This window comes from Mesorhizobium sp. P2_E7 (assembly GCF_056403855.1).
Genome location: NZ_JBFUER010000001.1, coordinates 2,254,359 through 2,280,230, shown reverse-complemented (window position 1 = coordinate 2,280,230; position 25,872 = coordinate 2,254,359). Strand labels below are relative to the sequence as shown.

Sequence of the window (25,872 nt, the reverse complement as noted above, 5' to 3'; positions counted from 1 at the left end):
TGACAGCCATGGCTGAGCGCCTGTCCGGCAAACGCATTTTCCTGACCGGCGCCGCGCAAGGTATCGGACTTGCCATTGCGCAGGCCTGCCTTGCCGAAGGGGCAAAGCTGTTCCTGGTCGACCGCGACGGCGCGCTGCTGGACAAGACGGTTGCCAGTCTTGCCGCGCCGCGCGGTCATGTCGGGCATGTCGCGGCCGACATCAGCGACGCCGCCGCAATTGCCGCAGCCGTTAGACAAGCAGCCGAAGAGATCGGGCCGATCAACGCACTGATCAACAATGCCGGGGTGAATGTGTTCTCGACGCCGCTCGAGGCGAGCGACGAGGAGTGGAATCGCAATTTCGACGTCAACGTCAAAGGTGCCTGGAATTGCAGTAAGGCGGTGCTGCCGGGCATGATCGCAAGCGGCGGTGGCGCGATCCTCAACATCGCTTCGACGCACAGCTTCACCATCATTCCGCACACCTTTCCCTATCCCGTCGCCAAGCACGCGCTGCTTGGGCTGACCAAATCGCTGGCGCTGGAATATGCCGGGCAGGGCGTGCGCGTGAACGCGCTGGCGCCGGGCTATGTCGAGACACAGAAGGCGACCGACTACTGGAACAGTTTTGCCGATCCGGCTGCGGCGCGTGCCAAGACGCTGGCGCTGCATCCGGGCGGCCGCATCGCCTCGGCGCGCGAGATCGCGTTGGCTGCAGTGTTCATGATTTCCGATGAGTGCCCGTTCATGAACGCGGCCACCCTCGTCGTCGATGGCGGGCTCAGCCAGCTGCAGCATCCTGCCTGAACGCTGGAAAGAGATCATGACCAAGAGACGATCGCAGCACTGGTTCGGCGGCCTCGGCAAGGATGCCTTCATCCATCGCAGCTGGATGAAGAACAACGGCCTGCCCGACGACGCTTTCGACGGCCGACCGGTGATCGGCATCTGCAACACATTTTCCGAGTTCACGCCCTGTCACGTCCATTTCCGCGGCCTGATCGAGCATATCAAGGCAGGCGTGCTGGAGGCCGGCGGCCTGCCGCTGGAATTCCCGGTGTTTTCGTGCGGTGAATCCAATCTGCGGCCGACGGCGATGCTGTTTCGCAACCTTGCCTCGATGGATGTCGAGGAGGCGATCCGCGGCAATCCGATGGACGGCGTCGTATTGATGGCCGGTTGCGACAAGACCACGCCGTCGCTGGTCATGGGGGCTGCCTCCTGCGACCTGCCGGCGATCGTCATCTCCGGCGGGCCGATGCTCAACGGCCGCTTCCAGGGTCGGCAGATCGGCTCAGGCACCGATGTCTGGAAATTCTCGGAGGATGTCCGCGCCGGCGTGATGAGCGAACAGGATTTCGCCGATGCCGAAAGCGCCATGTCGCGCTCGCCCGGCCATTGCATGACCATGGGCACGGCCTCGACCATGGCCTCGATGGTCGAGGCGCTCGGCCTGGCGCTGCCCGGCAACGCCGCCTATCCCGCGGTCGATGCGCGCCGCAGCCGCATCGCCCGCATGACCGGGCGGCGCATCGTCGAGATGGTCAACGAGGATCTGCGCCCGTCGGCCATCCTCAAGAAGGCGGCCTTCGCCAACGCCATCCGCGTCAATGGCGCGATCGGCGGCTCGACCAATGCGGTCGTGCATCTGCTGGCGATTGCCGGCCGCGTCGGCACCGAGCTGACGCTGGACGACTGGGACAGGTATGGCCGCGACGTGCCGACCAGCCTCGACCTGATGCCGTCCGGCCGCTTCCTGATGGAGGATTTTTGCTACGCCGGCGGCATTCCGGCTGTGATGAAAGAGATCGCCGATATGCTCGATCTCGACGCGCTGACCGTCACCGGCAAGAGTGTGCGCGATAACATCGCCGACGCAAGGAATGACAATCCCGAGGTGATCCGCCCGCGCGACAAGGCGCTCACCGCCCAAGGCGGCATTGCTGTGCTGCGCGGCAACCTGGCGCCGGATGGCGCTATCATCAAACCTTCCGCCGCCACGCCGGCGCTGATGAAGCATCGCGGCCGCGCCGTCGTCTTCGAGGACATCGACGACTACAAGGCGCGCGTCGACGACCCCGCGCTCGATATCGACGAGACCTCGATCATGGTGCTGAAGAATTGCGGCCCTAAGGGTTATCCCGGGATGGCCGAGGTCGGCAACATGGCGCTGCCGCAGAAGCTGCTGAAAAAGGGCGTGCGCGACATGATCCGCATTTCCGACGCCCGCATGTCCGGCACCGCCTTCGGCACGGTGGTGCTGCATGCGGCGCCCGAGGCCGCTGTCGGCGGTCCGCTGGCGCTGGTTCGTAGCGGCGACATGATCGAGCTCGATGTCGAGGCGCGAAAACTGCATCTTGACGTGTCCGACCAGGAGTTGGCGCGGCGTCGTGAAAGCTGGCAGCCGCCCGTACCGGCGATGCGCGGCGGTTACCAGAGCCTCTATGTCGACCGGGTGCTGCAGGCGGATCGCGGCGCCGACCTCGATTTCCTCGTCGGCAGCCGCGGCCACGCCATCCCGCGCGAAAGCCATTGAGGCCATGCCGAATTTCCGCCCTGACGATTTCCACGGCATTCACGCCATTCTCTACGCGCTGTTCGACGAGAACGAACGGCTGGACCGCGCGGCGATGCGCAGGCAGGTCGAGATCTGCCTGGCGACCGGCGTGCACGGCATGGCCGCGCTTGGCCTGGCGACGGAGGTCGCCAAGCTGACCGAGGCCGAACGGCGGACGATCATGGATTGGACGGCGGAGGATACCGCCGGCAAGGTGCCGCTTGCCTTCACCATCTTCGGCTCATCGGTTGCCGAGCAGGTCGCGCAGGTCCGCCACGCCGAAAGCGTCGGCGCCGACTGGGTGATCCTGCAGCCGCCGCCTGTCGGATCTTATGGCGCGGCGGAATACATCCGATTCTTCGGCCGCGTCGCCGGGGCGACCGACCTGCCGGTGGCGATCCAGAACGCACCGGCCTTTTTCGGGCGCGGCCTGACAGCGGATGAAATCCGCGAGCTCGTCGCGCTTCATCCCAACATTCAACTGATCAAGGGCGAGGGGCCGGTCACCGACATTGCCGGATTGATCGAGCGTACCGAAGGCCGCATTCCCGTCTTCAATGGGCGTGGCGGGCTGGAGCTGATCGACAATTTCCGCATCGGCTGCCGCGGCATGATCCTGGCGCCGGATTGCATCGACCTGGCCGTGCGCGCCTATAAGGCGTTTCGCGCCGACAATGAAGCCACGGCCGAGGCCGAGTACGCAAGGATGCTGCCGGCGGCCGCCTTCGTCATGCAGGGGATCGAAAACCTGATCTGCTACGGCAAGCGGCTGTTCGGCGCCCGCGCCGGTGTGCCGATACACGACCGGGCGCCGGCGATGCGGCCGAGTGAAATCGGCCTTGCAATGGTGGAGCGCTTTGCTTCGGGTCTCGGCAGATTGCCGGGATGAGTAAGCATCAGTGCCCGCGGGCGCGAGCGGTCGCGATCAGAAACGCTCGCGATAGGCGCGCGGGTTGGTGCCCAGCACGCGCAGAAAGCCGCGCCGCATCGTTTCTTCCGAGCCGAAACCGCAGCGGCGTGCGGTCTGGTTGACGGGCTGGCCGCGCTCAAGCATCCGTCGCGCCGCCTCGATCCGGATCTCCTCGATCGCGCGGGCTGGCGTTCGGCCGGTGGCCTCGCGATAGCGCCGCGAGAAACTGCGCGGGCTCATATTGGCGTGGTCGGCCAACTGGGCCAGCGACAGGTCGCCGGCCAGATTTTCGAGGATCCAGCCATGCAGCCGGTCGAAGCGCCCGTCGCCCTCCTGCAGCTTGAGCGTCTGGCTGAATTGCGCCTGGCCGCCGGGACGTTTCAGGAAAACCACCAACTCGCGCGCCACGGCAAGCGCCGTGTGCCGGCCAAGATCGGCCTCGACGAGGGAGAGGGCGAGATCGATCCCCGCCGTTACGCCGGCCGATGTCCAGACATTGCCGTCGCGGATGAAGATCGGATCGGGTTCGAGGCGAACCGCGGGAAAGCGGCGGGCGAACTCAGCGCAGCGTCCCCAATGGGTCACCGCGCGACGCCCGTCGAGCAGGCCCGCCTGCGCCAGCAGCATGGCGCCGCTGCAGACGGAAGCGGTTCGCGTGGCATCGCGCGAGCGACCGGCGATCCACTGGACCAGCACGGGATCGTCGCAGGCCGCGTTGACGCCCCATCCGCCGGGCACAATCAACGTATCGATCTCGCCTCCGTGCGCCGGCAGCGCTGCTGCCTCCAGCACGAGACCGGCCGATGTCCTGATCCGTGGTGAGGCGGCGACGACAGTGACCTCGTAGGGAGCCGGCTCGCCGGCCTGCCTCTTGAAGTCGTTGGCGCTGGCAAAGACCTGAAGCGGTCCGCTGACGTCGAGGAGCTGGATGTCGGGATAGGCAAGCACTTCGATACGGCGCATCGGGTTTGGCCTGAAACGAGGGGTGAATGGCAATCGTGCCAAACCATGACGCCCTAGATTGGCGGAAGTCAACCCACGGAGATTTCCATGACCCTTCGTTTCGGCATCCTCGTATTCCCCAACGTCCAGCAGCTCGATCTCACCGGTCCCTACGAAGTCATGGCATCGGCCAAGGGCGCGGAAGTGGAATTGATCTGGAAGGATCGCAATCCGGTGATGTCCTCGACTCGGCTGTCCCTCACGCCGACGGCGACCTTCGACGATTGCCCGCCTCTCGACGTGCTGTGCATTCCGGGCGGAGGCGGGGTCAACCCGCTGCTGGAGGACCAGACGGTCCTCGATTTCGTCTGGGAGCGCGCGGCGCAGGTGCGCTACATCACCTCGGTGTGCAGCGGCGCCCTGGTGCTCGGCGCGGCCGGGCTGCTGAAAGGCAAGCGGGCGACGACGCACTGGTATGCCCATGATTTCCTTGAAGAGTTCGGGGCGATCCCGGTCGATGAGCGTATCGTGGAGGACGGCAAGCTCATCACCGCCGGTGGCGTCACCTCCGGCATCGATTTCGGGCTGGCGCTGGTTGCGAGGCTGCTTGGGCAGGAGGAGGCCGAGATCGTGCAGCTCTCGCTCGAATATGCGCCGGCGCCTCCTTTCCAGTCGGGCACGCCTGCCGAGGCTTCGCCTGCCGTGCTGGCGCAGGCAAAGGAGCGGCTCTCTGGTTCGAGGCGGGTTCGCGAGGAGATGTTCGCCCGCTGGCGCGAGGCTCGCGCGGCCGTAGAGCCGGCGAGGATACACGGCTGAAGTGGCAGGGCCGAAGGTGATTATCCCTCGCCCTTCGGCCCCTGGCTCGTTTCCACGGTTGACACGTCCCTTCGTCTGTGCAGAAATTGGTTGGACCATTGAACCACTTTGAGTTTGCACAGGCGTGACCGAATTCAGCCTTCCGCCGATCCAGACTACGGCCCGCGACGATGCGGTGCTGAAGGCGTTGGCTGGCTTTGTCATGCGCGAAAAGCTGGAACCCGGCGAGCGGCTGCCGACCGAGCGCATCCTCGCTGAGCGCCTGAAAGTCAGCCGCAACACCGTGCGCGAGGCGCTGACGCGCTGGGAAGGGCTTGGCCTGGTCGAGCGCCGGCAGGGCTCGGGCACCTATCTCAAGGCGGCCGTCTCGCTCGACATGCTGCACATGCCGCTGACACTAGCCGGCGGCAATGATTTCACCGGGCTGATGCGCACGCTGGAAATCCGCCGCGCGCTGGAGGCGGAAGCCGCAGCCCTTTGCGCCATTCGCGCCGACGAGGACGACCTCGCCGAGATCGAGCGCAAGCTCGACATCATGGAAGACGCCTTCAAGATGCGCGCCGGCATGTCGTCGGAAGAGGACTGGGAGTTCCACCAGGCGATCTACCGCGCCTGCGGCAATCCGCTGTTCGAGCAGATCATCGCCGCCATGCACGAGCTGTTCCACCGCTTCTGGGAGCATCCGCTTGGCGTGCGCGATTTCGGCCACGCCAGCTTTCCCTACCACCGCACCATGTTCGATTGCATCGCCGCGCACGACCCGGAAGGCGCTCGGGCCGAGGCGCTGAAGCTGATTGCCACCGTCGAGGACGACCTGAAGCGCGGTGCCGCCAACCTCAAACTTTCGGACCGCAAATGAACGAGCACAGCTTCGACCCAGGCATTTCCGGCAGCGACTATCTCGCCGAGGCGGCGACGCTTCTGGCGCATGACGATCCGTTCCCCGGCAATGCCGTGGTGCCGCCGATCTACCAGACCTCGCTGTTCACCTTCGGCAGCTATGCCGAGATGGCCGACACTTTCGCCGGCCGCCGCAAGCAGCCGATCTATTCGCGCGGCGACAATCCGACGGTGATGGAATTCGAGTCGCGGGTCGCGGCCCTTGAGGGTGCGGAAGCCGCGCGCGGCTTCTCCAGCGGCATGGCGGCAATCAGCTCTACCGTGCTCGCCTTTGTCGGCGCCGGCGAGCGCATCGTTGCGGTGCGCAACTGCTATGGCGATGCCTACCGGCTGTTCGAGCGGCTGTTCCCGCGTCTGAACATCAAGGTCGACTATGTCGACGGTTCAGATCCGGATGCGGTCGCGGCGGCCCTTCCGGGCGCGAAGCTGCTCTACCTGGAAAGCCCGACCTCGATGATGTTCGAGCTGCAGGATCTCGAGCATCTGACGCGGCTGGCGAAAGAGCAGGGCATCGTCACCACCATCGACAATTCCTGGGCAACGCCGGTGTTCCAGAAGCCGATCCTGCATGGCGTCGACCTGGTGCTGCATTCGGCCTCGAAATATCTCGGCGGCCACAGCGACACCGTCGCCGGCGTGGTGGCGGGCTCGGCCGCCCACATCAAGCACATCAACGACCAGACTTATTCGCAGCTCGGCGCCAAGCTGTCGCCCTTCGAAGGCTGGCTGCTGCTGCGCGGCCTGCGCACGCTGCCACTCAGGCTGCCGCATCACATGAAGAGCGGGCTCACCATCGCCGAGCGGCTGAAGGCGCATGACAAGGTCGAGCGGGTCAACCATCCCGCCTATTCCAACCATCCCGGCAAGAAGACGCTTGCCGGCTATGCCGGGCTGTTCTCCTTCGAGGTGACGGAGGATGTCGACATTCCTGCCTTCGTCGATGCGCTGAAATTCTTCCGCATCGGCGTCAGCTGGGGTGGTCACGAAAGCCTGGTCGTGCCGGCAAAGGCCTCGCTCGAGCAGACGCCGGGTCTCAATTCGATGGCGCGCTTCGGCGTCAGCCCCCGAACCATCCGCTTCAATGTCGGATTGGAAAGCGTCGAGGATCTATGGGCCGACATCGCCCAGGCCTTCGACAAAGCAAAAAAATAACTGGGTTCAAAATGGGAGTTCTGAACATGAAAAGACTGAGCATCATGCTTGCCACCGCTGCCGGCCTGGCGATTTCTGCCAGCGGCGCGCTGGCCGACACCACCCTCAAGCTGGTCGAGGTCATCACCAGCCCGCAGCGCACCGAATTTCTGAAGAAGCAGATCGCCGAGTTCGAGGCCGCCAATGCGGGCGTCAAGGTCGAGGTGGTCTCGCTGCCCTGGGGCCAGGCCTTCGAGAAATTCCTGACCATGGTGCAAGCCGGCGATACGCCCGACATCGTCGAGATGCCGGAGCGCTGGATGGGTCTCTACGCCACCAACGGCCAGCTCGAGGATCTCGGCCCCTACATGGCCAAATGGGACGATGCCAAGACGCTCGGCGACCGCGCCAAGCAGTTCGGCTCGACCGTCAACAACACCCAGTTCATGATCCCCTACGGTTACTATGTGAATGCGCTGTTCTGGAACAAGAAGCTGTTCAAGGAAGCCGGTCTCGATGGCCCGCCGGCGACGCTTGACGACTTCATTGCCGACTCCAAGAAGATCTCCGCCATTCCCGGCAAGTACGGCTATTGCCTGCGCGGCGGACCGGGCGCCTTCAACGGCATGCACATGTTCATGAACATCGCCGCCGGCAAGGGTGGCTATTTCAACGAAGACGGCACCTCGACCATCAACGACGAAGGCTCGGTCAAGGGCCTGCAGATGCTGGCCGACATGTACAAGGACGGTCTGGCGCCGAAGGATGCGGTGAGCTGGGGCTTCAACGAAACCGTCACCGGTTTCTATTCCGGCACCTGCGCCATGCTCAACCAGGATCCGGATGCGCTGATCGGCATTGCCGACAAGATGAGCGCCGACGATTTTGCCGTGGCGCCGTTGCCTGTAGGGCCAAGCGGTAAATCCTATCCGACGCTGGGCTATGCCGGCTGGGCGATGTTTGCCAATTCGCAACACAAGGACGATGCCTGGAAGCTGATGGCGACGCTGTTGTCGCCCAAGGACAATCTGGAATGGGCCAAGGAAGTTGGTGTCGTGCCGATCCACAACGGCGCCGACCAGGACGCCCATTTCAAGACCGAGCAGTTCAAGGGCTGGTTCACCGAGCTCAGCGACACCTCCAAGTATGAAATGGTGACGCCGCCGACGCATCTGGAAAACCTCGGCAATTTCGTCGACCAGGTGGCGATCAAGAACTTCCAGGAAGTGCTGCTCGGCCAGAAGTCGGCCAAGGAGGCGGCCGACGCATGGGCCGCGTTCCTGACCAAAGAACAGCAAGACTGGCTGGCCAAGAACAAGAAGTAGTTCTTCTTCCTTCTCCCCGTTTTACGGGGAGAAGGTGGGATGAGGGGCAGCGCGAGCACCCCAAGGTTAGCGCTGCCCCTCATCTGCCTGCCGGCATCTTCTCCCCGTATAGTGACGGGGAGAAGAGTGCTGTCGCCAACCTTGGCACCCACTCATCACCGTAGAGCGCCAATGACCTATGCCGTGTCCGAAATACGATCCGCAGGCCGGCCGCGAAAGAAGCGGCTGACGCATGCCGCCATCGAGCCCTGGCTTTACCTCTCGCCGGCGATCGTGCTTCTGGTCGTGGTGCTGCTCGTGCCGCTGATCATCGGCATCAGCTATTCCTTCCGCAAATTCTCCGCCTTCAAGTCCGAGTATGTCGGCCTCGGCCAATACGAGGCGATGCTGTCCGACCAGGTGCTGGGGCAGGCGCTGGTCAACACGCTGTGGTGGACCGTCGCCAGCCTGTTCTTCCAGTTCTTCCTTGGGCTTGGCCTGGCACTGCTGCTCGACAAGCCGTTCGTCGGCCGCAAGTTCGTCCAGGCGGTGGTGTTCCTGCCCTGGGCGGTGCCATCCTTCCTGTCGGGCCTCACCTGGGCCTGGCTGTTCAATCCGATCATCGGCCCGCTGCCGCATTGGCTGTTTGCGCTCGGGCTCAAGGCAGAGCCGACCAACGTGCTGTCCGATCCGGCCACCGCCATGTGGGGGCCGATCATCGCCAACATCTGGTTCGGCATTCCGTTCTTCGCCATCACGCTGCTGGCGGCGCTGAAGTCGATCCCGTCGGAGCTGCATGAGGCAGCCGCCATCGACGGCGCCTCGCCTTGGCAGCGCTTCACCAAGGTGACGCTGCCCTTCCTGGCGCCGACCATCGTCATTACCGTCATGCTGCGCACCATCTGGATCGCAACCTTCGCCGACCTGATCTTCGTCATGACCGAGGGCGGGCCGGCGGGATCGACCAGCACGGTGCCGGTCTACATCTATGTCAGCGCCTTCAAGTCGCTGGACAAGGGCTATGCCTCGGCGGTCGCGGTGCTGCTTTTGGTCCTGCTCATCGCCTATGCGATCGCGCTGATCGCCATCCGCCGCTTGCTGGTGAGGCACGTCTGATGATCGCCGGGCGCTCCACCTCTTCACGCATCTTCAGCGGCATCGGCCTCTACGCGGCGATTGCCGCCTACATGATCTTTGCGCTGTTCCCGATCTTCTGGACACTGAAGATCTCGGTGACGCCGGAGCGGCTGCTCTATTCCGAAGGCATCACTTTGTGGCCCTCGGAAACGACCTTCCGCAACTTCATCACCGTGCTCGAAGCCTCTGACTTCCCCCGCTATTTCCTCAACAGCGTCATCGTCTCGGTGTCGACGGCAGCATTCGTCACCGTCATCGCCACGCTTGCCGGTTACGCCATGTCGCGCTTCACTTTCCGCGGCAAGGCGACATTGGCGATCATGCTTCTGCTCACCCAGACCTTCCCGCTGGTGATGGTCATTCCGCCGATCTACCGGGTCATGGGGCAGCTCAGCCTGACCAACAGCCTAGTCGGACTGATCATCATCTACACCGCCTTCAACACGGCCTTCGCCACCTTCCTGATGCAGTCCTTCTTCGACGGCATTCCGAAGGATTTGGAAGAGGCGGCAATGATCGATGGCTGCACGCGGGCGCAGGCGATGCGCAAGGTGATCGTGCCGCTGACGCTGCCGGGCATGGGCGCCACGCTCGGCTTCGTCTTCACCGCCGCCTGGAGCGAATTGTTGTTCGCGCTGATGCTGATCTCCAGCGACGACCAGAAGACATTTGCCGTCGGCCTGCTCACCTATATCGGCAAGTTCGCCGTCGACTGGGGGCAGATGATGGCGGCGTCGATCCTGGCGCTGATCCCGGTCTGCATCTTCTTCGCCTTCCTGCAACGCTATCTCGTCACCGGCCTCACCGCCGGCGCCGTCAAAGGATAATCGATGGCTTCCGTCACGCTGCAAAATGTCGAGAAGGATTACGGGTCGCTGCGCATCCTGCACGGCGTCGATCTCGAGATCGCCGATGGCGAGTTCGTCGTGCTGGTCGGCCCTTCCGGCTGCGGCAAGTCGACCTTGCTGCGCATGATCGCCGGGCTTGAAGAAGTGTCGGGCGGCGAAATCCGCATCGGCGAACGGCTGGTCAACGATGTCGCGCCGAAGGATCGCGACATTGCCATGGTGTTTCAGTCCTACGCGCTCTATCCGCATATGGATGTGTCGTCGAACATGGGCTTCAGCCTGCTGCTCAAGAAGGCGGAGAAGACGACGATCGACGGCAGGGTAGGGGCCGCCGCCAAGCGGCTCGGCCTCGACAGTTTCCTCGGTCGGCTGCCGCGGCAACTGTCGGGCGGCCAACGCCAGCGCGTCGCCATGGGCCGCGCCATCGTGCGCGATCCCAAAGTGTTTTTGTTCGACGAACCGCTCAGCAATCTCGATGCCAAATTGCGCGTGCACATGCGCGCCGAGATCAAGGCGCTTCACCAGCAGCTGAAAACCACTTCGGTCTATGTCACGCATGACCAGATCGAAGCCATGACCATGGCCGACCGTATCGTCGTCATGCATGACGGCTACGTCCAGCAGGTCGGCCATCCGCTCGAACTCTATGACCGGCCGGTCAACACCTTCGTCGCCGGCTTCATCGGCTCGCCCGGCATGAATTTTTTGCCGGCGACGGTCGACAAGGGCGGGAAGGTGGACGCAGTGCTGGCCGACGGCCAGAAGCTGAGATTGCCTGACGGCCTGCCGCTCAAGGACGGCGACAAGCTCACCGTCGGGCTGCGGCCGGAACACATCCAGCTCGCCGACGATGGTCCGCTCAAAGCCGAAGTCGAAGTGGTCGAGCCGCTCGGCCTGTCGACGCAGTTCTATGTCAGATTCGCGGGGCAGCTGGTCTGCGTCTTCGTCATGGGGCGCAGCTCTGTCCGGCCGGGTGACACGGTGCGGCTGACAGCCGATCCGGCGGCGCTGCATCTCTTCGATCCCGAAAGCGGCAACCGCATCGGGTGAGGGCGACTGAAGCCGGCAGTCCCTCCTAGCGGTGGTTGCCCAGGCTGGCATACATGCCGGTGGTGCGGAACTGCGTCGGATTGATGCCGTAGAGCCGGCGGAAGACTTTCGAAAAATAGTTGGCGTCCTCGAAGCCGCACAGAATGGCGACCTCCTTGACCGGCAGGAAGTCGGCCTTGGTCAGAAGTTTCGCCGCACGCTGCAACCGCTGCTGCAGCACGAACTCGGCCGGCGGAATGCCTTCGCTCTCGGCGAAGCAGCGCGAGAAATGCGCGCGGCTGAGGCCGCTGATTTGCACGAGGTCGGCCACCGGCAGAGGCTTGTCGAGATTGGCATTGATATGGTCGATGACCGGCTGCATGGCGCTCTGCTTTTCGGTGAAGGCGTGCGAGCCGAAGACATCGTCGTAAAGCGCCATCGCCGCCTCATAGGCGATCGCCGAAGCAGACCCCGGCGAGGCGCCGCCCTTGATCAGCCGCAGGCTGCAATCGGCGAGATGATCGATCGTCTCCGGCTGCAGGCGGAACACCGGGCCGGAGACGCTGAGAATGGATTTGTGGATGCGCAGCGCCTCCTCGCCATTCATCGAGATCCAGAAATATTCCCAGCGGTCGCCTTTCTCCAGCCAGTAGCGGTGGTTGTGCGGCACCAGCACCAGCAGCGTGTCGTTGGCCTGCAGACGGTAGTTGCGGTTCTCATAGCGCAGCTGGCCGGTGCCGCTGATCGTGTGCTGCAGCACGGTGAACGGTGTCTGGCCGCGCTTGCGCCCATCCCAGTCGTAAGTCACGCCTTCGCGCACCTCATAGCCGGTGCTGGTCGGCATCGCGTGCAGGCGCTGACGGCCGCGCGGCAGCGAGATGGTGCGCATCAACTGTCCGTTGGCGATCAGATCACGCAGCACAAAATTACCCTCGAAAGCATAATCGTTCTCTGGCCGCGCCCGCGAATAACGGCATAATCCAAATCCTGAGAACGCGAAAGACCCGCGGTCGAGGAGCGGGCGGGGAGGAGAAAGAGCCGGAATTCCGGCTTCAATGGCATGCGCGCCAGTGGCGCGCCGCCATGCGCTTCTCCTTTGCTCCTTGCCTGGCATTCGATTGGATCGAGGTGAAGGTGATGAGTTTCAAAATCGCTATTATCGGCGCCGGCAGTGTCGGCTTCACCAAAAAACTGTTCACCGACATTTTGTGCGTTCCGGAATTCGCCGACATCGAATTCGCGCTGACCGATCTCAGCGAGCACAATCTCGGGATGATCAAGGCGATCCTCGACCGCATCGTCGAGGCCAACAAGCTGCCGACAAAAGTCACCGCGACCACCGACCGCCGCAAGGCGCTCGAAGGCGCGCGCTACGTCATCAGCTGCGTGCGGGTCGGCGGGCTCGAGGCCTATGCCGACGATATCCGCATTCCCTTGAAATACGGCATCGACCAGTGCGTTGGCGATACGATCTGCGCCGGCGGCATCCTCTATGGCCAGCGCAACATTCCGGTCATCCTCGACTTCTGCAAGGACATCAGGGAACTCGCCGAGCCGGGCGCGAAATTCCTCAACTATGCCAACCCGATGGCGATGAACACCTGGGCGGCGATCGAGTACGGCAAGGTCGATACGGTCGGCCTCTGCCACGGTGTCCAGCACGGCGCCGCACAGATCGCCGAAGTGCTCGGCGCCAAATCGCATGGCGAACTCGACTATGTTTGCTCCGGCATCAACCACCAGACCTGGTTCATCGATCTGCGGCTCAACGGCCGCAGAATAGGCAAGGACGAGCTGATCGCCGCCTTCGAGGCGCATCCGGTCTACTCGCAGCAGGAAAAGCTGCGCATCGATGTACTGAAGCGCTTTGGGGTCTATTCGACCGAAAGCAACGGCCATCTTTCCGAATATCTGCCCTGGTACCGCAAGCGGCCGGACGAAATCACCCGCTGGATCGACATGTCCGACTGGATCCATGGCGAGACAGGCGGCTATCTCCGTTACTCCACGGAGACGCGCAACTGGTTCGAGACGGAATTTCCGCAATTCCTCGAAGCGGCATCGCAGCCGATCGATCCGGCCAAGCGTTCCAACGAGCATGCTAGCCGCATCCTCGAAGCGCTCGAGACCAACCGCGTCTATCGCGGCCATTTCAACGTCAAGAACACCGGCATCATCACCAATCTGCCGCAGGACGCCATCATCGAGTCGCCCGGCTTCGTCGATCGCTTCGGCATCAACATGGCGTCCGGCATCACGCTGCCGGAAGCCTGTGCCGCGACCTGCATGGCCTCGATCAACGTCCAGCGCATGTCGGTGCATGCTGCGATATCGGGCGACCTCGACCTGTTGAGGCTCGCCGTGCTGCACGATCCGCTGGTCGGTGCCGTGTCGACGCCGGAAGAGGTCTGGCAGATGGTCGACGAGATGGTCGTCGCCCAGGCGCGCTGGCTGCCGCAATATGCCGATGCCGTGCCGGCAGCGCAGGAGCGGCTTTCCAAATCGAAGGTGAAGACCCGCGACTGGGCGGGTGCGGCGCGGCGCAATGTGCGCTCGATCGAGGAACTGCGCGCCGAAAAGACGGCACTGAAACAGGCCGGCTGAAATGCTTGCAGGCGAACCGCGGGAGGCCGGTTCGCCGATCAGCCGTCGTGAAGTGATGCAGGCAGCAGCAGACGTCGAAACATCTGGGAGGACACGATGAGGAACTTTCGCAGAATTGGCATTCTCGCCGGCCTGACGTTTAGCGTCTCGGCATTGGCGTTTAGCGCATACGCATCCGAGCCGACCACGCCGCCGGTACCGGCGCAGTTTCCCGCAGAGGGCAAGATCAAATACGTCGCCCGCGATTCCATCCTGGAGTTCAAGGCGCTGCCCGAATATCACGAGCCCGACTGGGTCACCGAGAAATACGTCAAGACCGGCAAGCTGCCGCCGGTCAAGGACCGCCTGCCGAAGGAGCCGCTGGTGTTCAAGACCGGCAACATGCCGGACGGCATCGGCGTCTATGGCGACACCATGCGCCACGTCATCGGCGGCCGGCCGGAAGGCTGGAACTATGGCGCCGGCCAGACGCAAGGCTGGGGTGGCATCGACATCGGCCTTTCCGAATGCCTGACGCGCACCGCGCCTTTGTTCCAGGTCGAGGCCAAGGACACCGAGCCGCTGCCGAACCTGGCCAAAAGCTGGGACTGGTCGAAGGACGGCCACACGCTGACGATGCACCTGGTCGAAGGCGCCAAATGGTCTGACGGCGTTGCGTTCAATGCCGACGATGTCATGTTCTACTGGGACGACGAGGTCGTCGATCCCAATGTCTCGCCGTTGAACGGCGCCACCGCGGAAACCTTCGGTGTCGGCACGACGCTGAAGAAGATCGACGACTACACCGTCGAATGGACCTTCAAGGACGCTTTCCCCAAACAGTATCTCTACGCCATGGCCTACGGCACCTTCTGTCCCGGTCCGGCGCATATTCTCAAGCCGCAGCACCCGAAATATTCCAAGAACACCTACGAGCAGTTCAAGAACGCCTTCCCGCCGGAATATATGAACATGCCGGTGATGGGTGCCTGGGTGCCGGTGGAGTATAGACCCGACGACATCATCGTCATGCGCCGTAATCCCTACTACTGGAAGGTCGACGAGAAGGGCAACCAGCTACCTTACCTCAACGAGCTGCACTACAAGCTGTCGACCTGGGCCGATCGTGATGTCCAGGCTGTTGCCGGCGCTGCCGATTTCTCCAACCTCGAGCAGCCGGAGAATTTCGTCGCTTCGCTGAAGCGCGCGGCGGACAAGGATGCACCGGCCCGGCTCGCCTTCGGCCCGCGCCTGATCGGCTACAATCTGCGCATGAATTTCTCGGCCAATGGCTGGGGTAATCCTGACGAACGCGGCCAGGCGATCCGCGAGCTCAACCGCAATGAGGACTTCCGCAAGGGCATCACCATGGCGCTCGACCGCAAGGCGCTCGGCGACTCGCTGGTCAAGGGTCCGTTCACCGCCATCTATGCCGGCGGCCTGTCGTCAGGCACCAGCTTCTACGACCGCGCTTCGACCGTCTACTACCCCTTCGATCTCGAAGGCGCCAAGGCGGAGCTCGCCAAGGCCGGCCTCAAGGATACGGATGGCGACGGTATCGTGAACTTCCCGGCCGGCACCGCCGGCGGCAAGGATGTCGAGATCGTGATGCTGGTCAACAACGACTACACCACCGACAAGAGCCTTGCGGAAGGCGTCGTCGCACAGATGGAAAAGCTCGGCCTGCGCATCGTGCTCAACGGCCTCAACGGCACCCAACGCGATGCCACGCAATATTCCGGCCGCTTCGACTGGCTGATCCGGCGCAACGAGCAGGAGCTGACCTCCGTCGTGCAGAATACCGTGCAACTCGCTCCCGTCGGCCCCAAGACCAGTTGGGATCACCGCGCGCCGGAAAGCGGCGAGGTCGACGTGATGCCGTTCGAAAAGGAGCTTGTCGACATCGTCAACAAGTTCGTCTCCTCGTCAGACAATGACGAGCGCGCCAACCTGATGAAGGAGTTCCAGAAGATCTCGACGGAGCATGTCTACAATGTCGGCCTGACGGAATATCCCGGCGCCTTGATCGTCAACAAGCGCTTCTCCAACATTCCGCAGGGAACGCCGATCTTCATGTTCAACTGGGCCGAGGATTCGATCATGCGCGAACGCGTCTTCGTCGCCGCCGACAAGCAGCAGAAATACGAACTCTTTCCCGAGCAGCTTCCCGGCAAGCCCGGCGACAAGGGTCCGACGAACTGAGTTACCTCCCCTGGCTGACGCCCGGCCGCGCTGCGCGCGCGGCCGGGACGGAGTAAGGTCAGCGGCAGAGAATCCTGAAACCTGCAACAAGGAGGAGAGACGGTGCTGCGATTTCTGGCCATGCGCATAGCATCGGCGTTGCCGGTTATGGTCATCCTGAGCCTGGTCACCTTCGCCATCATCCAGGCGCCGCCGGGCGACTATGCCGACTATATCCGCTCGCAGCTTATCAACCAGGGCGGGGCCTCGTTTGCCGAAGCCGACGCGCAGGCGCAGGCCTACCGGGTCGAGCATGGCCTCGATAAGCCGCTGCCGGTCCAGTATCTGAACTGGATCGCCGGCATCGTCACCCGCGGCGATTTCGGCTACAGCCTCTATTACAACAAGCCGGTCGCCGCCGTGGTCGGCGAGCGGCTGCCGCGCACGCTGCTGCTTGCGCTGGTCTGCCATTTGCTCTCCACGGTGCTCGGCATCACCTTCGGCATCTGGGCGGCGACCCGCCAATACACCTGGATCGACTCGACGTTGTCGGCCATCTCTTTCCTCGGCATGACCGTGCCGCGCTTCCTGATGGCGCTAATCATCGTCTATCTCATGGTCTTCCAGTTCAACGTGTCGGAGATCGGCAGCTTCTTCTCGCCGCAATATGGCGGCGCGCCGTGGTCGTGGGCGAAATTCGCCGACCTCGTCAAGCATGTCTGGCCGGTGGTGGCGATCGCCACCTTCGGCGGGCTCGCCCGCAATATGCGCGTCATGCGCGGCAATCTGCTCGATACGCTGAACGCCCAATATGTCGAGACGGCCAAGGCCAAGGGGCTCACCGGCGGCGCCGTCGTCATGCGCCACGCCGTGCCCAATGCGCTGCACCCGCTCATCATGTATCAGGGCGTGGTGCTGCCCTATATGCTGACCGGTGAGATCGAGACGGCAATCATCTTCGCGCTGCCGACGGTTGGGCCGGCCATTGTCGGCTCGATGGCGGTCGGCGACGTCTATGTCACGGCGACCTTCATGATGGTGCTGGCGGCGACGCTGATCGTCGGCAACATCATCGCCGACATGCTGCTTGCGCTGCTCGACCCGCGCGTGCGCCAGTTCGGGGAGAGCTAGATGCTGGCACGCGATCCATCCCCGCCGCCGCTGCCGCCCGAAGCAACCGCTGTTGCGACCCCGCGCGGCAATGAAAGCTATATGGCGCTGGTCTGGCGCCGGCTGAGGCGCTCCTGGACCGGCATGGCCGGGCTGATCCTGGTCGTGCTTCTGGTGCTGATGGCGCTGTTTGCCGATTTCTTCGCGCCGATGGACCCCAAGGTGACCGATGTCGCTTTCGCCCCGCCGCAAGTGATGAGTTTTCACGACAGGGACGGCAATTTCGTGCTCCAGCCGCGGGTCTATGCGCTGGCGGATTCTGCTGACCTCGACCCGGTCACCTTCCAGCCGGTCGTCGGGCCGGACTACGAGCATCCGCGCCTGCTCGGCTTCTTCGCCAAGGGCGCCGAGTACCGGTTGCTTGGCCTGATCCCCGCCAACCGGCATTTCTTCGCCTCGACCGACGGTCAGCCGGTGCATTTTCTCGGCACCGACAAATTCGGCAGGGATGTGCTGTCGCGCGCCATCCAAGGCTCGCGCGTTTCGCTGATGATCGCACTAACGGTGGTGTTCATCACCACCGTCATCGGCACCACCGTCGGCATGGTCTCCGGCTATTTGGGTGGCCGGTTCGACGTCTGGATGCAGCGCTTCGTCGAGCTGGTGCTCGCCTTCCCGCAATTGCCGCTTTATCTGGCGCTGACGACGCTGATCCCGGTTACCGCGCCGACCAACGTCTTCCTCGCCTTCGTCATCATCGTCATGTCGGCGCTCGGCTGGGCGCAGATGTCGCGCGAGGTGCGCGGCAAGACGCTGGCGCTGGCGCGGATCGACTATGTCCGCGCTGCCATGGCGGTCGGCGCCACCGACATGCGCATCATCATGCAGCACATCTTTCCCAATGTGCTGAGCCACGTCATCGTCGCCGTGACCATCGCCATTCCGACGGTGGTGCTGCTCGAAGCGTTTCTCGGGTTCCTCGGCTTCGCGGTGAAGCCGCCGCTGATCTCGTGGGGGCTGATGCTGCAGGACACCGCGACCTATTCGGTCATCGGCACCTATCCCTGGATCCTCTCGCCGGTCGGCTTCGTGCTGATCACCGTCTTTGCTTTCAACGCGCTGGGTGACGGCCTGCGCGATGCCGTCGATCCCTATTGAGGTGGCAGTAATGACCGTCGCGCTCGCACAATCCTTCGCACCCGCCGTCCGGCTCGACCATGCCGGCCGCCATGATCAGCCGATCATCGACGCCCGCAACATCGAGGTCGCATTCAAGGTCGAGCACGGCGTCGTCGACGCGGTGAAGGATGTCTCGTTCCAGCTCTATCGCGGCGAGACGATCGCCATCGTCGGCGAGTCCGGCTCCGGCAAGTCGGTGACGGCGCGCACCGTCATGGGGCTCTTGTCGAAGCGGGCCACCGTCTCTGCGAAATCAACCGTCGACTACTGCGGGCAGGACATACTGAAATTCCCCGAGAGCGCCCGGCGCAAGCTGCGCGGCAACCGCATCTCGATGATTTTCCAGGAGCCGATGAGCTCGCTCAACCCGATCTACACGGTCGGCAGCCAGATCGTCGAAGCGATCCGGGTGCATCGCAAGGTGAGCCGCAAGCAAGCCTGGGCGCGGGCGCTCGAGTTGCTACGCCATGTCCAGATCCCCGAGCCGGAAGCGCGCATCAAGCAATATCCGCACCAGATGTCGGGCGGGCAGCGCCAGCGGGTGATGATCGCCATGGCGCTCGCCAATGACCCCGATGTGCTGATCGCCGACGAGCCGACGACGGCGCTCGACGTCACGGTCCAGGCGCAGATCCTCAATCTGATCCGCAATCTGCAGAAAGAGCTCAGGATGGCGGTCATCCTGATCACCCACGATCTCACCGTGGTGCGCAAATTCTCCGACTATGTCTATGTCATGCAGCACGGCGAGATGTGCGAGCACAATGTCACCGAGCGCCTGTTCGCGGACCCGCAGCATGCCTACACCAAACGGCTGCTCGCTTCCGAGCCGCACGGCAAGCCGCAGCCGCTGCCGGAAAACAGCGGCACCATCCTCGAGGCACGCGACATGCGCGTCTGCTTCATGCTGCGCCATGGTTCGTTCCTGAAGCCGGACTGGCGTGAGCTGGTCGCCGTCGACAATCTCGGCCTGAAACTTTGCCGCCACGAGACATTAGGGCTGGTCGGTGAATCCGGATCCGGCAAGACCACCTTCGGTCTCGCTCTGCTCAAGCTCACCGAGGCCAAGCGCGGTGAGATCAGCTTCGACGGCCAGCCGATCCAGGGTCTGTCGCGCGCCGAAATGCGGCCGCTGCGCTCGCGCATGCAGGTCGTCTTCCAGGATCCGTTCTCCTCGCTCAACCCGCGCATGACGATCGGCCAGATCATCGAGGAAGGGCTGGTCGTCAACAGGTTAGGGGCGACGCGGCGCGAGCGGGTCGAGCGGGTGCGCGACGCCTTGGTCAGCGCCGGCATGCCGGGCGACATTCTCTCGCGCTTTCCCCACGAATTTTCCGGCGGTCAGCGGCAGCGCATCGCCATTGCGCGGGCCATCGCGCTGGAGCCCGAATTCATCCTGCTCGACGAGCCGACTTCGGCGCTCGACCTTTCGGTGCAGGCGCAGATCATCGACCTGTTGCGCAAGCTGCAGGACGAGCGCGGCCTGAGCTATCTCTTCATCTCGCACGACCTCAAGGTGGTGCGCGCGCTCTGCCATCGCGTCATCGTTATGCAGAACGGCAAGATCGTCGAACAGGGACCCGTCGACGAGGTCCTCACCCATCCCAAGACCGCCTACACCGAACGGCTCGTCAGGGCCGCCTTCGACGTGGCGTAGAACAGTGCCGGAGGTTTAGAAGTGGCAAGACATCCCAGGATCACCTTCATCGGCGCCGGCTCGACCGTGTTCATGAAGAACATTGTCGGCGACGTGCTGCAGCGGCCGTCGCTGTCGGGCGCGACAATCGCGCTGATGGACATCAATCCGCAGCGGCTGGAGGAGAGCGCCATCGTCGTCAACAAGCTGATCGCGACGCTCGGCGTGAAGGCGAAGGCCGAGACTTATTCCGACCAGAGGAAGGCGCTTGCCGGCGCCGATTTCGTCGTCGTCGCTTTCCAGATCGGTGGCTATGAACCCTGCACCGTCACCGATTTCGAGGTGCCGAAGAAATACGGCCTGCGCCAGACCATCGCCGACACGCTCGGCGTCGGCGGCATCATGCGCGGCTTAAGGACCGTGCCGCATCTGTGGAAGATTTGCGAGGACATGCTCGCCGTCTGTCCAGAGGCGATCATGCTGCAATACGTCAACCCGATGGCGATCAACACCTGGGCGATTTCGGAGAAATACCCCAGCATCAAGCAGGTCGGCCTTTGTCATTCGGTGCAAGGCACGGCGATGGAGCTGGCGCACGATCTCGACATTCCCTACGAGGAGATCCGCTACCGCTCGGCCGGCATCAACCACATGGCCTTCTACCTGAAGTTCGAGCATCGCCAGGCGGACGGGACCTACCGCAATCTCTATCCGGACCTTGTCCGCGCCTATCGCGAGGGCAGGGCGCCGAAGCCCGGCTGGAACCCGCGCTGCCCCAACAAGGTGCGCTACGAGATGCTGACGCGGCTCGGCTATTTCGTCACCGAAAGCTCCGAGCATTTCGCCGAATACACGCCCTATTTCATCAAGGAAGGCCGCCCCGACCTGATCGAGAAATTCGGCATTCCGCTCGATGAATATCCAAAACGCTGCATCGAGCAGATCGAGCGCTGGAAGGGACAGGCCGAGGCCTATCGCTCGGCCGACCGCATCGAGGTCGAGCAGTCGAAGGAATACGCCTCCTCGATCATGAATTCGGTGTGGACCGGCGAGCCGTCGGTGATCTACGGCAATGTCCGCAACAATGGCTGCATCACCTCGCTGCCGGACAATTGCGCCGCCGAGGTGCCGTGCCTGGTCGACGCTTCCGGCATCCAGCCGACCTATATAGGCGCGCTGCCGCCGCAACTCACCGCGCTGATCCGCACCAACATCAACGTGCAAGAGCTGACGGTGCAGGCGCTGATGACGGAGAACCGCGAGCACATCTATCACGCGGCGATGATGGACCCGCACACCGCGGCCGAGCTCGACCTCGACCAGATCTGGGCGCTGGTCGATGAGCTGCTGGCGGCGCATGGCGACTGGCTGCCGGCCTGGGCGCGTGGGAGCGCCAAAGTCCGGGCGGCCTGACAGCCGCTCCTGCGGCGGCTCTCACTGCGCCGTCAAGCCTCCGGCGCCGCCGGCAGCCGATGGCGCAGTTCCTCGACCAGGACGCGCTCGTTTTCCGAATAGTCGATAGGGACGACGACGAGATGCACGCCGCCGGCGGTGAACGCCGTTTCCAAAGTCGACTTGAGATCGGCAATGGCGCCGACCCTCGTACCCTTTGCGCCATAGGCCTCGGCATAGCGGACGAAATCAGGGTTGCCGAAGGTCATGCCGAAATCGGGAAAGGCGTCGACCGCCTGCTTCCAGCGGATCATGCCGAAGGCATGGTCCTCGATGATCAGCACGACCAGATTGAGCTTCAGCCTGACGGCGGTTTCCAGCTCCTGGCTGTTCATCATGAAGCCGCCATCGCCGCAGATCGCCATGACGCGGCGACCGGGATAGAGCATTGCCGCCGTCATCGCCGAAGGCAGGCCGGCGCCCATCGTGGCCAGCGCATTGTCGAGCAGCAGCGTGTTGGCGACGCGGGTGCGGTAGTTGCGCGCGAACCAGATCTTGTACATGCCGTTGTCGAGCGCCAGGATGCCGTCGGCCGGCATGACCGCGCGGATGTCATGGACCAGGCGCTGCGGCGTAAAACGGTCCTCGGTGGCGCGGGCGGCGATGCGGCTCAGAATGCCTTCGCGCAGCGGCAGCAGCGCCTGCGCGTTCGGGATCTTGCCCTCGATACGATCGGCAAGCAGCCTGAGCGAAGCGCCGATGTCGCCGATCACTTCGGTCTGCGGGAAATAGACCTGTTCGACATTGGCCGGCTGGTAGCCGACATGGATGACCTTCGGCCCCTTGTCGCCCATGATGAAGGGCGGCTTCTCGATCGTGTCGTGGCCGATGGTGATGATGAGGTCGGCTTGTTCTATTGCCTCATGCACATAGTCGCGCTCGGAGAGAGCGGCGGTACCCATATAGAGCTCGGTGCCGCCGGGCACCGTGCCTTTGCCCATCTGCGTGGTGAAATAGGGGATGCCGGTCCTGAGCACGAACTGGGCGAGGTCGGAGGTCGAGCGCGGCCGCGAGGCGGCGGCGCCCAGCATCGCCAGCGGGCGCTGTGCCTTGATGATCATCTCAGCGGCGCGGTCGAGCGCGAGCGGACTGGCCAGCGGCAGTTCGACGGGATGTGGCGGGATCAGCGCGACATCGTCGCATTCCTCGGCCGCAATGTCCTCGGGCAGTTCCAGATGCACCGGTCCCGGACGCTCCTCCTCGGCAATGCGGAAGGCTTCCCGCACCACGGCGGGAATCGTCTTTGGCGAGATGATCTGGCGCGACAGCTTGGTCAGCGGCCTCATCGCCGCGACGATGTCGACAATCTGGAAGCGGGCCTGGCGCGACGAGCGGATGCCCTTTTGCCCAGTGATCATGATCATCGGCATGGCGCCCAGCAGCGCATAGGCGGCGCCGGTCGTCAGGTTCAGGGCGCCGGGCCCGAGCGTGGTGATGCAGACACCGGGCTTGCCGGTGAGCCTGCCATGGGTGGCGGCCATGAAGGCGGCTGCCTGCTCATGCCGGGTCAGGATGAGCTGGATCGACGATTTGCGGATGGATTCGACGACGTCTAGGTTTTCTTCGCCGGGAATGCCGAAGATGCGATCGACGCCCTCATTCTCAAGGGCGGCTACAAGCAGGTCTGAACCTTTGGGCACGAAGCATCTCCTGGGCAAGCAGCGGGGGACCGCGTCGGATATGATCAGACATAGTGCTGACAAAGCCCTACCGCGAGGCGTAGCTGCCGCCAACGTCGTTTTGCGCTTACAGACCGTTCTGTTTCTCGCAGCCTGAGACCAGCGAGCGTTTTCGGGCAAACGGAAAAAAATTCCCTGGAGATGGCAATGGAGGGCCTATCCTTGCTTCTTGCGGCGGGCGCAAGCCTGTAAACAGGCGGTATGAAGCGGGCCTGCCCGCCGCGCGAGAGGTGCCAGACCATGCCCAATCCAACCGTCGTCGGATTTTCCGGCAATTTCACCCGGCCGTCCAAGACGCGCGGCTTCGTCGACCAGGTCGTGAACGATATTGCGCGCCAGCATGGCTTGTCCGCGAGCACCTACGACATCGAAGACCTCGGCCCGTCGCTCGGCAGTGCGAAATGGGCGCGTGATCTTGACACCCAGGCGCGGGCGATTTTCGACAGCGTCGTCAATGCCGATGTCCTCGTGGTGGGTTCGCCGACCTACAAGGGCAGCTACACCGGCCTGTTCAAACACTTCTTCGATCTGTTCGATCCGGCTTCCTTGCGCGGCAAGCCGGTGGTGCTGCTTGCCACCGGCGGCAACGACCGCCATGCGTTGATCGTCGAGCACCAGTTGCGGCCGCTGTTCGGTTTCTTCGAGGCGCTGACGCTGCCGACAGGCGTCTACGCCACGGATAAGGATTTTACCGACGGTGTGCTGTGGGCCGAACCCATACTGAAGCGCGTCGAGCAGGTCGTGGGCGAGGTCGGGTTGGTGCTGACAAATCGCCCGGCTGCCAACATTGCTGCCGGTTAGAGCGAGGCAGGCCGCCTCCAGCTTTAACGGCTCGGGAGTGAATAGAAAGGCCCGTCACCGACGCGAACCGTGACGGGCCTCCTTGGAGTACGCCGGGCCTCTCACTGCCCGGCTGTCTTTAAAAACTATCCGGCAGAAGGATGGTTCCGCGAGATCCGTGCAAGTCCTTACGCAATAGCCAGAATCAATACCCCGCCGGCGGAGGCGGGGGCCTTCGATGCCGGCAGGGGTCGCCGGAACCGTCGCAGCGCCTGTCCATTATCCCTGAGATGGAGGAACCGCTGATGCCAAAATACATCACGATCGGCTATGGCGACCGGGCCGGATATGATCGGACCCCGCGGGATGTCAGGCAGGCAGCCCATGAACACGATGCATCGCTCAAGCAGCGCGGCGTGGTGATGGGCATCGCCGAAACACCAGTGCAGGTACGAAATCCGGACGCCAGCGGCGTGCAGACGGAGGCCGGGCCTTATCTCTCGTCGGATCTGCCCATCGCCGGCTTTTCGATCATGGAAGCCAGCGACATCGACGAAGCGATCGCGCTCGCGTCAAAATCTCCCTGTGCCGTGGCGCATGGGGTGATCGAGATCTGGCCGCTCAACGAACGGTAACTAATTCCGGTCCGCCGGCTTCGACCGCATCCGCGACACCGTCTCGCGCTCGGTGCGCTTGGAGCGCAGTGGCGGCAGGCCGCGGTCGATCAGGTCCATGTCTTCCAGCACCATGTCGCCCATGCGCTTGAAGGCGATGTCGAGCGCACCGGCGCGGTGGGCGGAGCGCAGGAAGCCGGGGATGGTGCGGACCGGGTGATCCTGCGCCAGCGGCTCTTCGGGGAAGACGTCGCTGGCGGCGACGATGTGGCCGCTCTTCACGGCTGCCATCAGGGCAGGGAAGTCGACGACGCCGGCGCGGCTGAGCAGGATGAAGGCAGCGCCCTTACGCATCGAGGCAAAAGCATCGGCGCCGAGAAAGCCCTGGTTCTCCGAGGTCACCGAAGCGACGACGAAAACGAAGTCGCTTGATGTCAGGACATCGTCGAGCGAGGCCGGCTCGACGCCATTGTCGACCAGGATCGACGGCGGCAGCCAGGGATCGAAGACTTTGGTGCGGGTGCGAAAACCCGACAGCAGGCGGTTCAGTGCGCGGCCGAGATCGCCGAAGCCGATGATGCCGACATCGGCGCCCGACAAGAGCCGCGCCGTCAAATTGCCGTCGCCGCCCCACAGCTCCTCGCCCTTGCGGAAGGCAAGGTCGGCATCGACGATGTTGCGGGCAAGGTTGAGTGCCATGGCGAGGCCAAGCTCGGCCACCGGCTCGGCAAAGACCAGGCCGGTGGTGACGACATGGATGCCGCGCGCGAACAGCGTCTCATAGGGCATGTTGTTGATGAGGTTGGTTTCGACATTGAAGACGCAGCGCAGCGCTTTCATCTGATCCAGCGTGTCAGCCGAAATCGGCGGTTGGCCGATGATGTAGCGGGCCTCGGCCAGCACATTGGTCGGCAGTTTCGCCACGCCGTCAGCTGTCGTTTCGACAATGCGGTAGTGCGCCTTGAGGCGCGCCAACTGTGGTGGGGTGAAGATCAGCTCGAGCGTGCGTGGTTCGGGCGCGCTGATGACCAGCGGCAAGGCCTTGTTCGGCATGACGATTCCTCCCGGCGCGATCCGCATCGCGTATTTTGCTTGGCACTTGC

The 25,872-nt window shown here is 63.5% G+C and carries 22 protein-coding genes; 18 read left to right on the top strand and 4 right to left on the bottom strand.

Annotated features, from left to right (window positions below; all coding sequences use genetic code 11):
• Positions 1–8: 8 nt before the first annotated feature.
• Genes AC1DYC_RS11435 through AC1DYC_RS11425 form a run of 3 tightly spaced genes read left to right on the top strand, consistent with a single transcriptional unit; the run spans position 9 to position 3,427 of the window.
• Positions 9–788, top strand: coding sequence for an SDR family oxidoreductase (locus tag AC1DYC_RS11435; protein ID WP_477406326.1), 780 nt, complete (start codon positions 9–11; stop codon positions 786–788).
• Between the two features lie 16 nt (positions 789–804).
• A complete protein-coding gene (locus AC1DYC_RS11430) occupies positions 805–2,517 on the top strand; it encodes an IlvD/Edd family dehydratase (RefSeq protein WP_477406324.1) in 1,713 nt (570 codons plus the stop codon).
• Positions 2,518–2,521: 4 nt separating this feature from the next.
• Positions 2,522–3,427 (top strand): dihydrodipicolinate synthase family protein, encoded by a 906-nt coding sequence (locus AC1DYC_RS11425; protein WP_477406322.1) that lies wholly within the window; start codon positions 2,522–2,524, stop codon positions 3,425–3,427.
• 36 nt (positions 3,428–3,463) lie between these two features.
• Here AC1DYC_RS11425 and AC1DYC_RS11420 read toward each other — a convergent pair whose 3' ends face one another.
• Positions 3,464–4,411 (bottom strand): GlxA family transcriptional regulator, encoded by a 948-nt coding sequence (locus AC1DYC_RS11420; RefSeq protein ID WP_477406320.1) that lies wholly within the window; start codon positions 4,409–4,411, stop codon positions 3,464–3,466.
• Positions 4,412–4,498: 87 nt separating this feature from the next.
• On the opposite strand from AC1DYC_RS11420, the gene AC1DYC_RS11415 reads away from it, so the two are divergent.
• The 7 genes from AC1DYC_RS11415 to AC1DYC_RS11385 all read left to right on the top strand — a co-directional run bounded on the left by AC1DYC_RS11415 (position 4,499) and on the right by AC1DYC_RS11385 (position 11,576).
• Positions 4,499–5,206, top strand: a complete 708-nt coding sequence (locus AC1DYC_RS11415) for a DJ-1/PfpI family protein (protein WP_477406318.1) — start codon at positions 4,499–4,501, stop codon at positions 5,204–5,206.
• A gap of 124 nt (positions 5,207–5,330) precedes the next feature.
• Positions 5,331–6,065: a FadR/GntR family transcriptional regulator gene (locus tag AC1DYC_RS11410; protein WP_477406316.1), complete on the top strand. Its 735-nt coding sequence runs from the start codon at positions 5,331–5,333 to the stop codon at positions 6,063–6,065.
• Positions 6,062–7,258 carry a PLP-dependent transferase gene (locus AC1DYC_RS11405; protein ID WP_477300909.1) on the top strand — a complete coding sequence of 399 codons (1,197 nt, stop codon included), beginning with the start codon at positions 6,062–6,064 and terminating at the stop codon, positions 7,256–7,258. The genes AC1DYC_RS11410 and AC1DYC_RS11405 overlap by 4 nt, the downstream gene beginning before the upstream one ends.
• Positions 7,259–7,284: 26 nt before the next feature.
• The gene (locus AC1DYC_RS11400; RefSeq protein ID WP_477406314.1) at positions 7,285–8,562 is read left to right on the top strand and encodes an ABC transporter substrate-binding protein; all 1,278 of its coding nucleotides are present in this window, start codon (positions 7,285–7,287) and stop codon (positions 8,560–8,562) included.
• Positions 8,563–8,733: 171 nt separating this feature from the next.
• Positions 8,734–9,657: a carbohydrate ABC transporter permease gene (locus AC1DYC_RS11395; RefSeq protein WP_477406312.1), complete on the top strand. Its 924-nt coding sequence runs from the start codon at positions 8,734–8,736 to the stop codon at positions 9,655–9,657.
• Positions 9,657–10,505 (top strand): carbohydrate ABC transporter permease, encoded by an 849-nt coding sequence (locus AC1DYC_RS11390; protein WP_477406310.1) that lies wholly within the window; start codon positions 9,657–9,659, stop codon positions 10,503–10,505. The genes AC1DYC_RS11395 and AC1DYC_RS11390 overlap by 1 nt, the downstream gene beginning before the upstream one ends.
• A 3-nt stretch (positions 10,506–10,508) precedes the next feature.
• On the top strand, positions 10,509–11,576 hold the full coding sequence (locus AC1DYC_RS11385; RefSeq protein ID WP_477406308.1) for an ABC transporter ATP-binding protein: 1,068 nt from the start codon (positions 10,509–10,511) through the stop codon (positions 11,574–11,576).
• A gap of 25 nt (positions 11,577–11,601) precedes the next feature.
• On the opposite strand, the gene AC1DYC_RS11380 is transcribed toward AC1DYC_RS11385, so the two are convergent.
• Positions 11,602–12,444 carry an AraC family ligand binding domain-containing protein gene (locus tag AC1DYC_RS11380; RefSeq protein ID WP_477301469.1) on the bottom strand — a complete coding sequence of 281 codons (843 nt, stop codon included), beginning with the start codon at positions 12,442–12,444 and terminating at the stop codon, positions 11,602–11,604.
• Between the two features lie 248 nt (positions 12,445–12,692).
• Between AC1DYC_RS11380 and melA (AC1DYC_RS11375) the strand changes: the two genes are divergently transcribed.
• The 6 genes from melA (AC1DYC_RS11375) to melA (AC1DYC_RS11350) all read left to right on the top strand — a co-directional run bounded on the left by melA (AC1DYC_RS11375) (position 12,693) and on the right by melA (AC1DYC_RS11350) (position 21,657).
• Entirely contained in the window at positions 12,693–14,159 is a 1,467-nt protein-coding gene (melA, locus tag AC1DYC_RS11375; RefSeq protein WP_477406306.1) for an alpha-galactosidase, read from the top strand.
• Positions 14,160–14,255: 96 nt separating this feature from the next.
• Positions 14,256–16,340 carry an ABC transporter substrate-binding protein gene (locus AC1DYC_RS11370; protein WP_477406304.1) on the top strand — a complete coding sequence of 695 codons (2,085 nt, stop codon included), beginning with the start codon at positions 14,256–14,258 and terminating at the stop codon, positions 16,338–16,340.
• A 102-nt stretch (positions 16,341–16,442) separates the two neighbouring features.
• Positions 16,443–17,450 (top strand): ABC transporter permease, encoded by a 1,008-nt coding sequence (locus AC1DYC_RS11365; protein ID WP_477406302.1) that lies wholly within the window; start codon positions 16,443–16,445, stop codon positions 17,448–17,450.
• Entirely contained in the window at positions 17,451–18,587 is a 1,137-nt protein-coding gene (locus AC1DYC_RS11360; RefSeq protein WP_477406300.1) for an ABC transporter permease, read from the top strand.
• Positions 18,588–18,597: 10 nt separating this feature from the next.
• Entirely contained in the window at positions 18,598–20,265 is a 1,668-nt protein-coding gene (locus AC1DYC_RS11355; protein WP_477406297.1) for an ABC transporter ATP-binding protein, read from the top strand.
• 21 nt (positions 20,266–20,286) lie between these two features.
• The gene (melA, locus tag AC1DYC_RS11350) at positions 20,287–21,657 is read left to right on the top strand and encodes an alpha-galactosidase (protein WP_477406295.1); all 1,371 of its coding nucleotides are present in this window, start codon (positions 20,287–20,289) and stop codon (positions 21,655–21,657) included.
• Between the two features lie 32 nt (positions 21,658–21,689).
• Here the strand turns inward: melA (AC1DYC_RS11350) and AC1DYC_RS11345 are convergent, their stop codons facing one another.
• The gene (locus AC1DYC_RS11345; protein WP_477406294.1) at positions 21,690–23,336 is read right to left on the bottom strand and encodes an acetolactate synthase large subunit; all 1,647 of its coding nucleotides are present in this window, start codon (positions 23,334–23,336) and stop codon (positions 21,690–21,692) included.
• Positions 23,337–23,615: 279 nt separating this feature from the next.
• Between AC1DYC_RS11345 and msuE the strand changes: the two genes are divergently transcribed.
• Together msuE and AC1DYC_RS11335 are read left to right on the top strand one after the other, a co-directional pair.
• On the top strand, positions 23,616–24,176 hold the full coding sequence (gene msuE, locus AC1DYC_RS11340) for an FMN reductase (protein WP_477406292.1): 561 nt from the start codon (positions 23,616–23,618) through the stop codon (positions 24,174–24,176).
• A gap of 284 nt (positions 24,177–24,460) precedes the next feature.
• Positions 24,461–24,790 (top strand): YciI family protein, encoded by a 330-nt coding sequence (locus tag AC1DYC_RS11335; RefSeq protein WP_477406290.1) that lies wholly within the window; start codon positions 24,461–24,463, stop codon positions 24,788–24,790.
• On the opposite strand, the gene AC1DYC_RS11330 is transcribed toward AC1DYC_RS11335, so the two are convergent.
• Complete coding sequence (locus tag AC1DYC_RS11330; protein WP_477406288.1) at positions 24,791–25,822, bottom strand: hydroxyacid dehydrogenase; 1,032 nt, start codon at positions 25,820–25,822, stop codon at positions 24,791–24,793.
• Positions 25,823–25,872 lie beyond the last annotated feature (50 nt).

Excerpts from the sequence above, each read along its gene's own strand:
- AC1DYC_RS11385 (WP_477406308.1), top strand. The coding sequence starts at position 10,509 with ATGGCTTCCGTCACGCTGCAAAATGTCGAGAAGGATTACGGGTCGCTG.
- AC1DYC_RS11435 (WP_477406326.1), top strand. The coding sequence starts at position 9 with ATGGCTGAGCGCCTGTCCGGCAAACGCATTTTCCTGACCGGCGCCGCG.
- melA (WP_477406306.1), top strand. The coding sequence starts at position 12,693 with ATGAGTTTCAAAATCGCTATTATCGGCGCCGGCAGTGTCGGCTTCACC.
- AC1DYC_RS11355 (WP_477406297.1), top strand. The coding sequence starts at position 18,598 with ATGACCGTCGCGCTCGCACAATCCTTCGCACCCGCCGTCCGGCTCGAC.
- AC1DYC_RS11390 (WP_477406310.1), top strand. The coding sequence starts at position 9,657 with ATGATCGCCGGGCGCTCCACCTCTTCACGCATCTTCAGCGGCATCGGC.
- AC1DYC_RS11415 (WP_477406318.1), top strand. The coding sequence starts at position 4,499 with ATGACCCTTCGTTTCGGCATCCTCGTATTCCCCAACGTCCAGCAGCTC.
- AC1DYC_RS11395 (WP_477406312.1), top strand. The coding sequence starts at position 8,734 with ATGACCTATGCCGTGTCCGAAATACGATCCGCAGGCCGGCCGCGAAAG.
- msuE (WP_477406292.1), top strand. The coding sequence starts at position 23,616 with ATGCCCAATCCAACCGTCGTCGGATTTTCCGGCAATTTCACCCGGCCG.
- AC1DYC_RS11405 (WP_477300909.1), top strand. The coding sequence starts at position 6,062 with ATGAACGAGCACAGCTTCGACCCAGGCATTTCCGGCAGCGACTATCTC.
- AC1DYC_RS11420 (WP_477406320.1), bottom strand. The coding sequence starts at position 4,411 with ATGCGCCGTATCGAAGTGCTTGCCTATCCCGACATCCAGCTCCTCGAC.
- AC1DYC_RS11430 (WP_477406324.1), top strand. The coding sequence starts at position 805 with ATGACCAAGAGACGATCGCAGCACTGGTTCGGCGGCCTCGGCAAGGAT.
- AC1DYC_RS11380 (WP_477301469.1), bottom strand. The coding sequence starts at position 12,444 with ATGCGCACCATCTCGCTGCCGCGCGGCCGTCAGCGCCTGCACGCGATG.
- AC1DYC_RS11335 (WP_477406290.1), top strand. The coding sequence starts at position 24,461 with ATGCCAAAATACATCACGATCGGCTATGGCGACCGGGCCGGATATGAT.
- AC1DYC_RS11370 (WP_477406304.1), top strand. The coding sequence starts at position 14,256 with ATGAGGAACTTTCGCAGAATTGGCATTCTCGCCGGCCTGACGTTTAGC.
- AC1DYC_RS11330 (WP_477406288.1), bottom strand. The coding sequence starts at position 25,822 with ATGCCGAACAAGGCCTTGCCGCTGGTCATCAGCGCGCCCGAACCACGC.
- AC1DYC_RS11425 (WP_477406322.1), top strand. The coding sequence starts at position 2,522 with ATGCCGAATTTCCGCCCTGACGATTTCCACGGCATTCACGCCATTCTC.
- AC1DYC_RS11360 (WP_477406300.1), top strand. The coding sequence starts at position 17,451 with ATGCTGGCACGCGATCCATCCCCGCCGCCGCTGCCGCCCGAAGCAACC.
- AC1DYC_RS11400 (WP_477406314.1), top strand. The coding sequence starts at position 7,285 with ATGAAAAGACTGAGCATCATGCTTGCCACCGCTGCCGGCCTGGCGATT.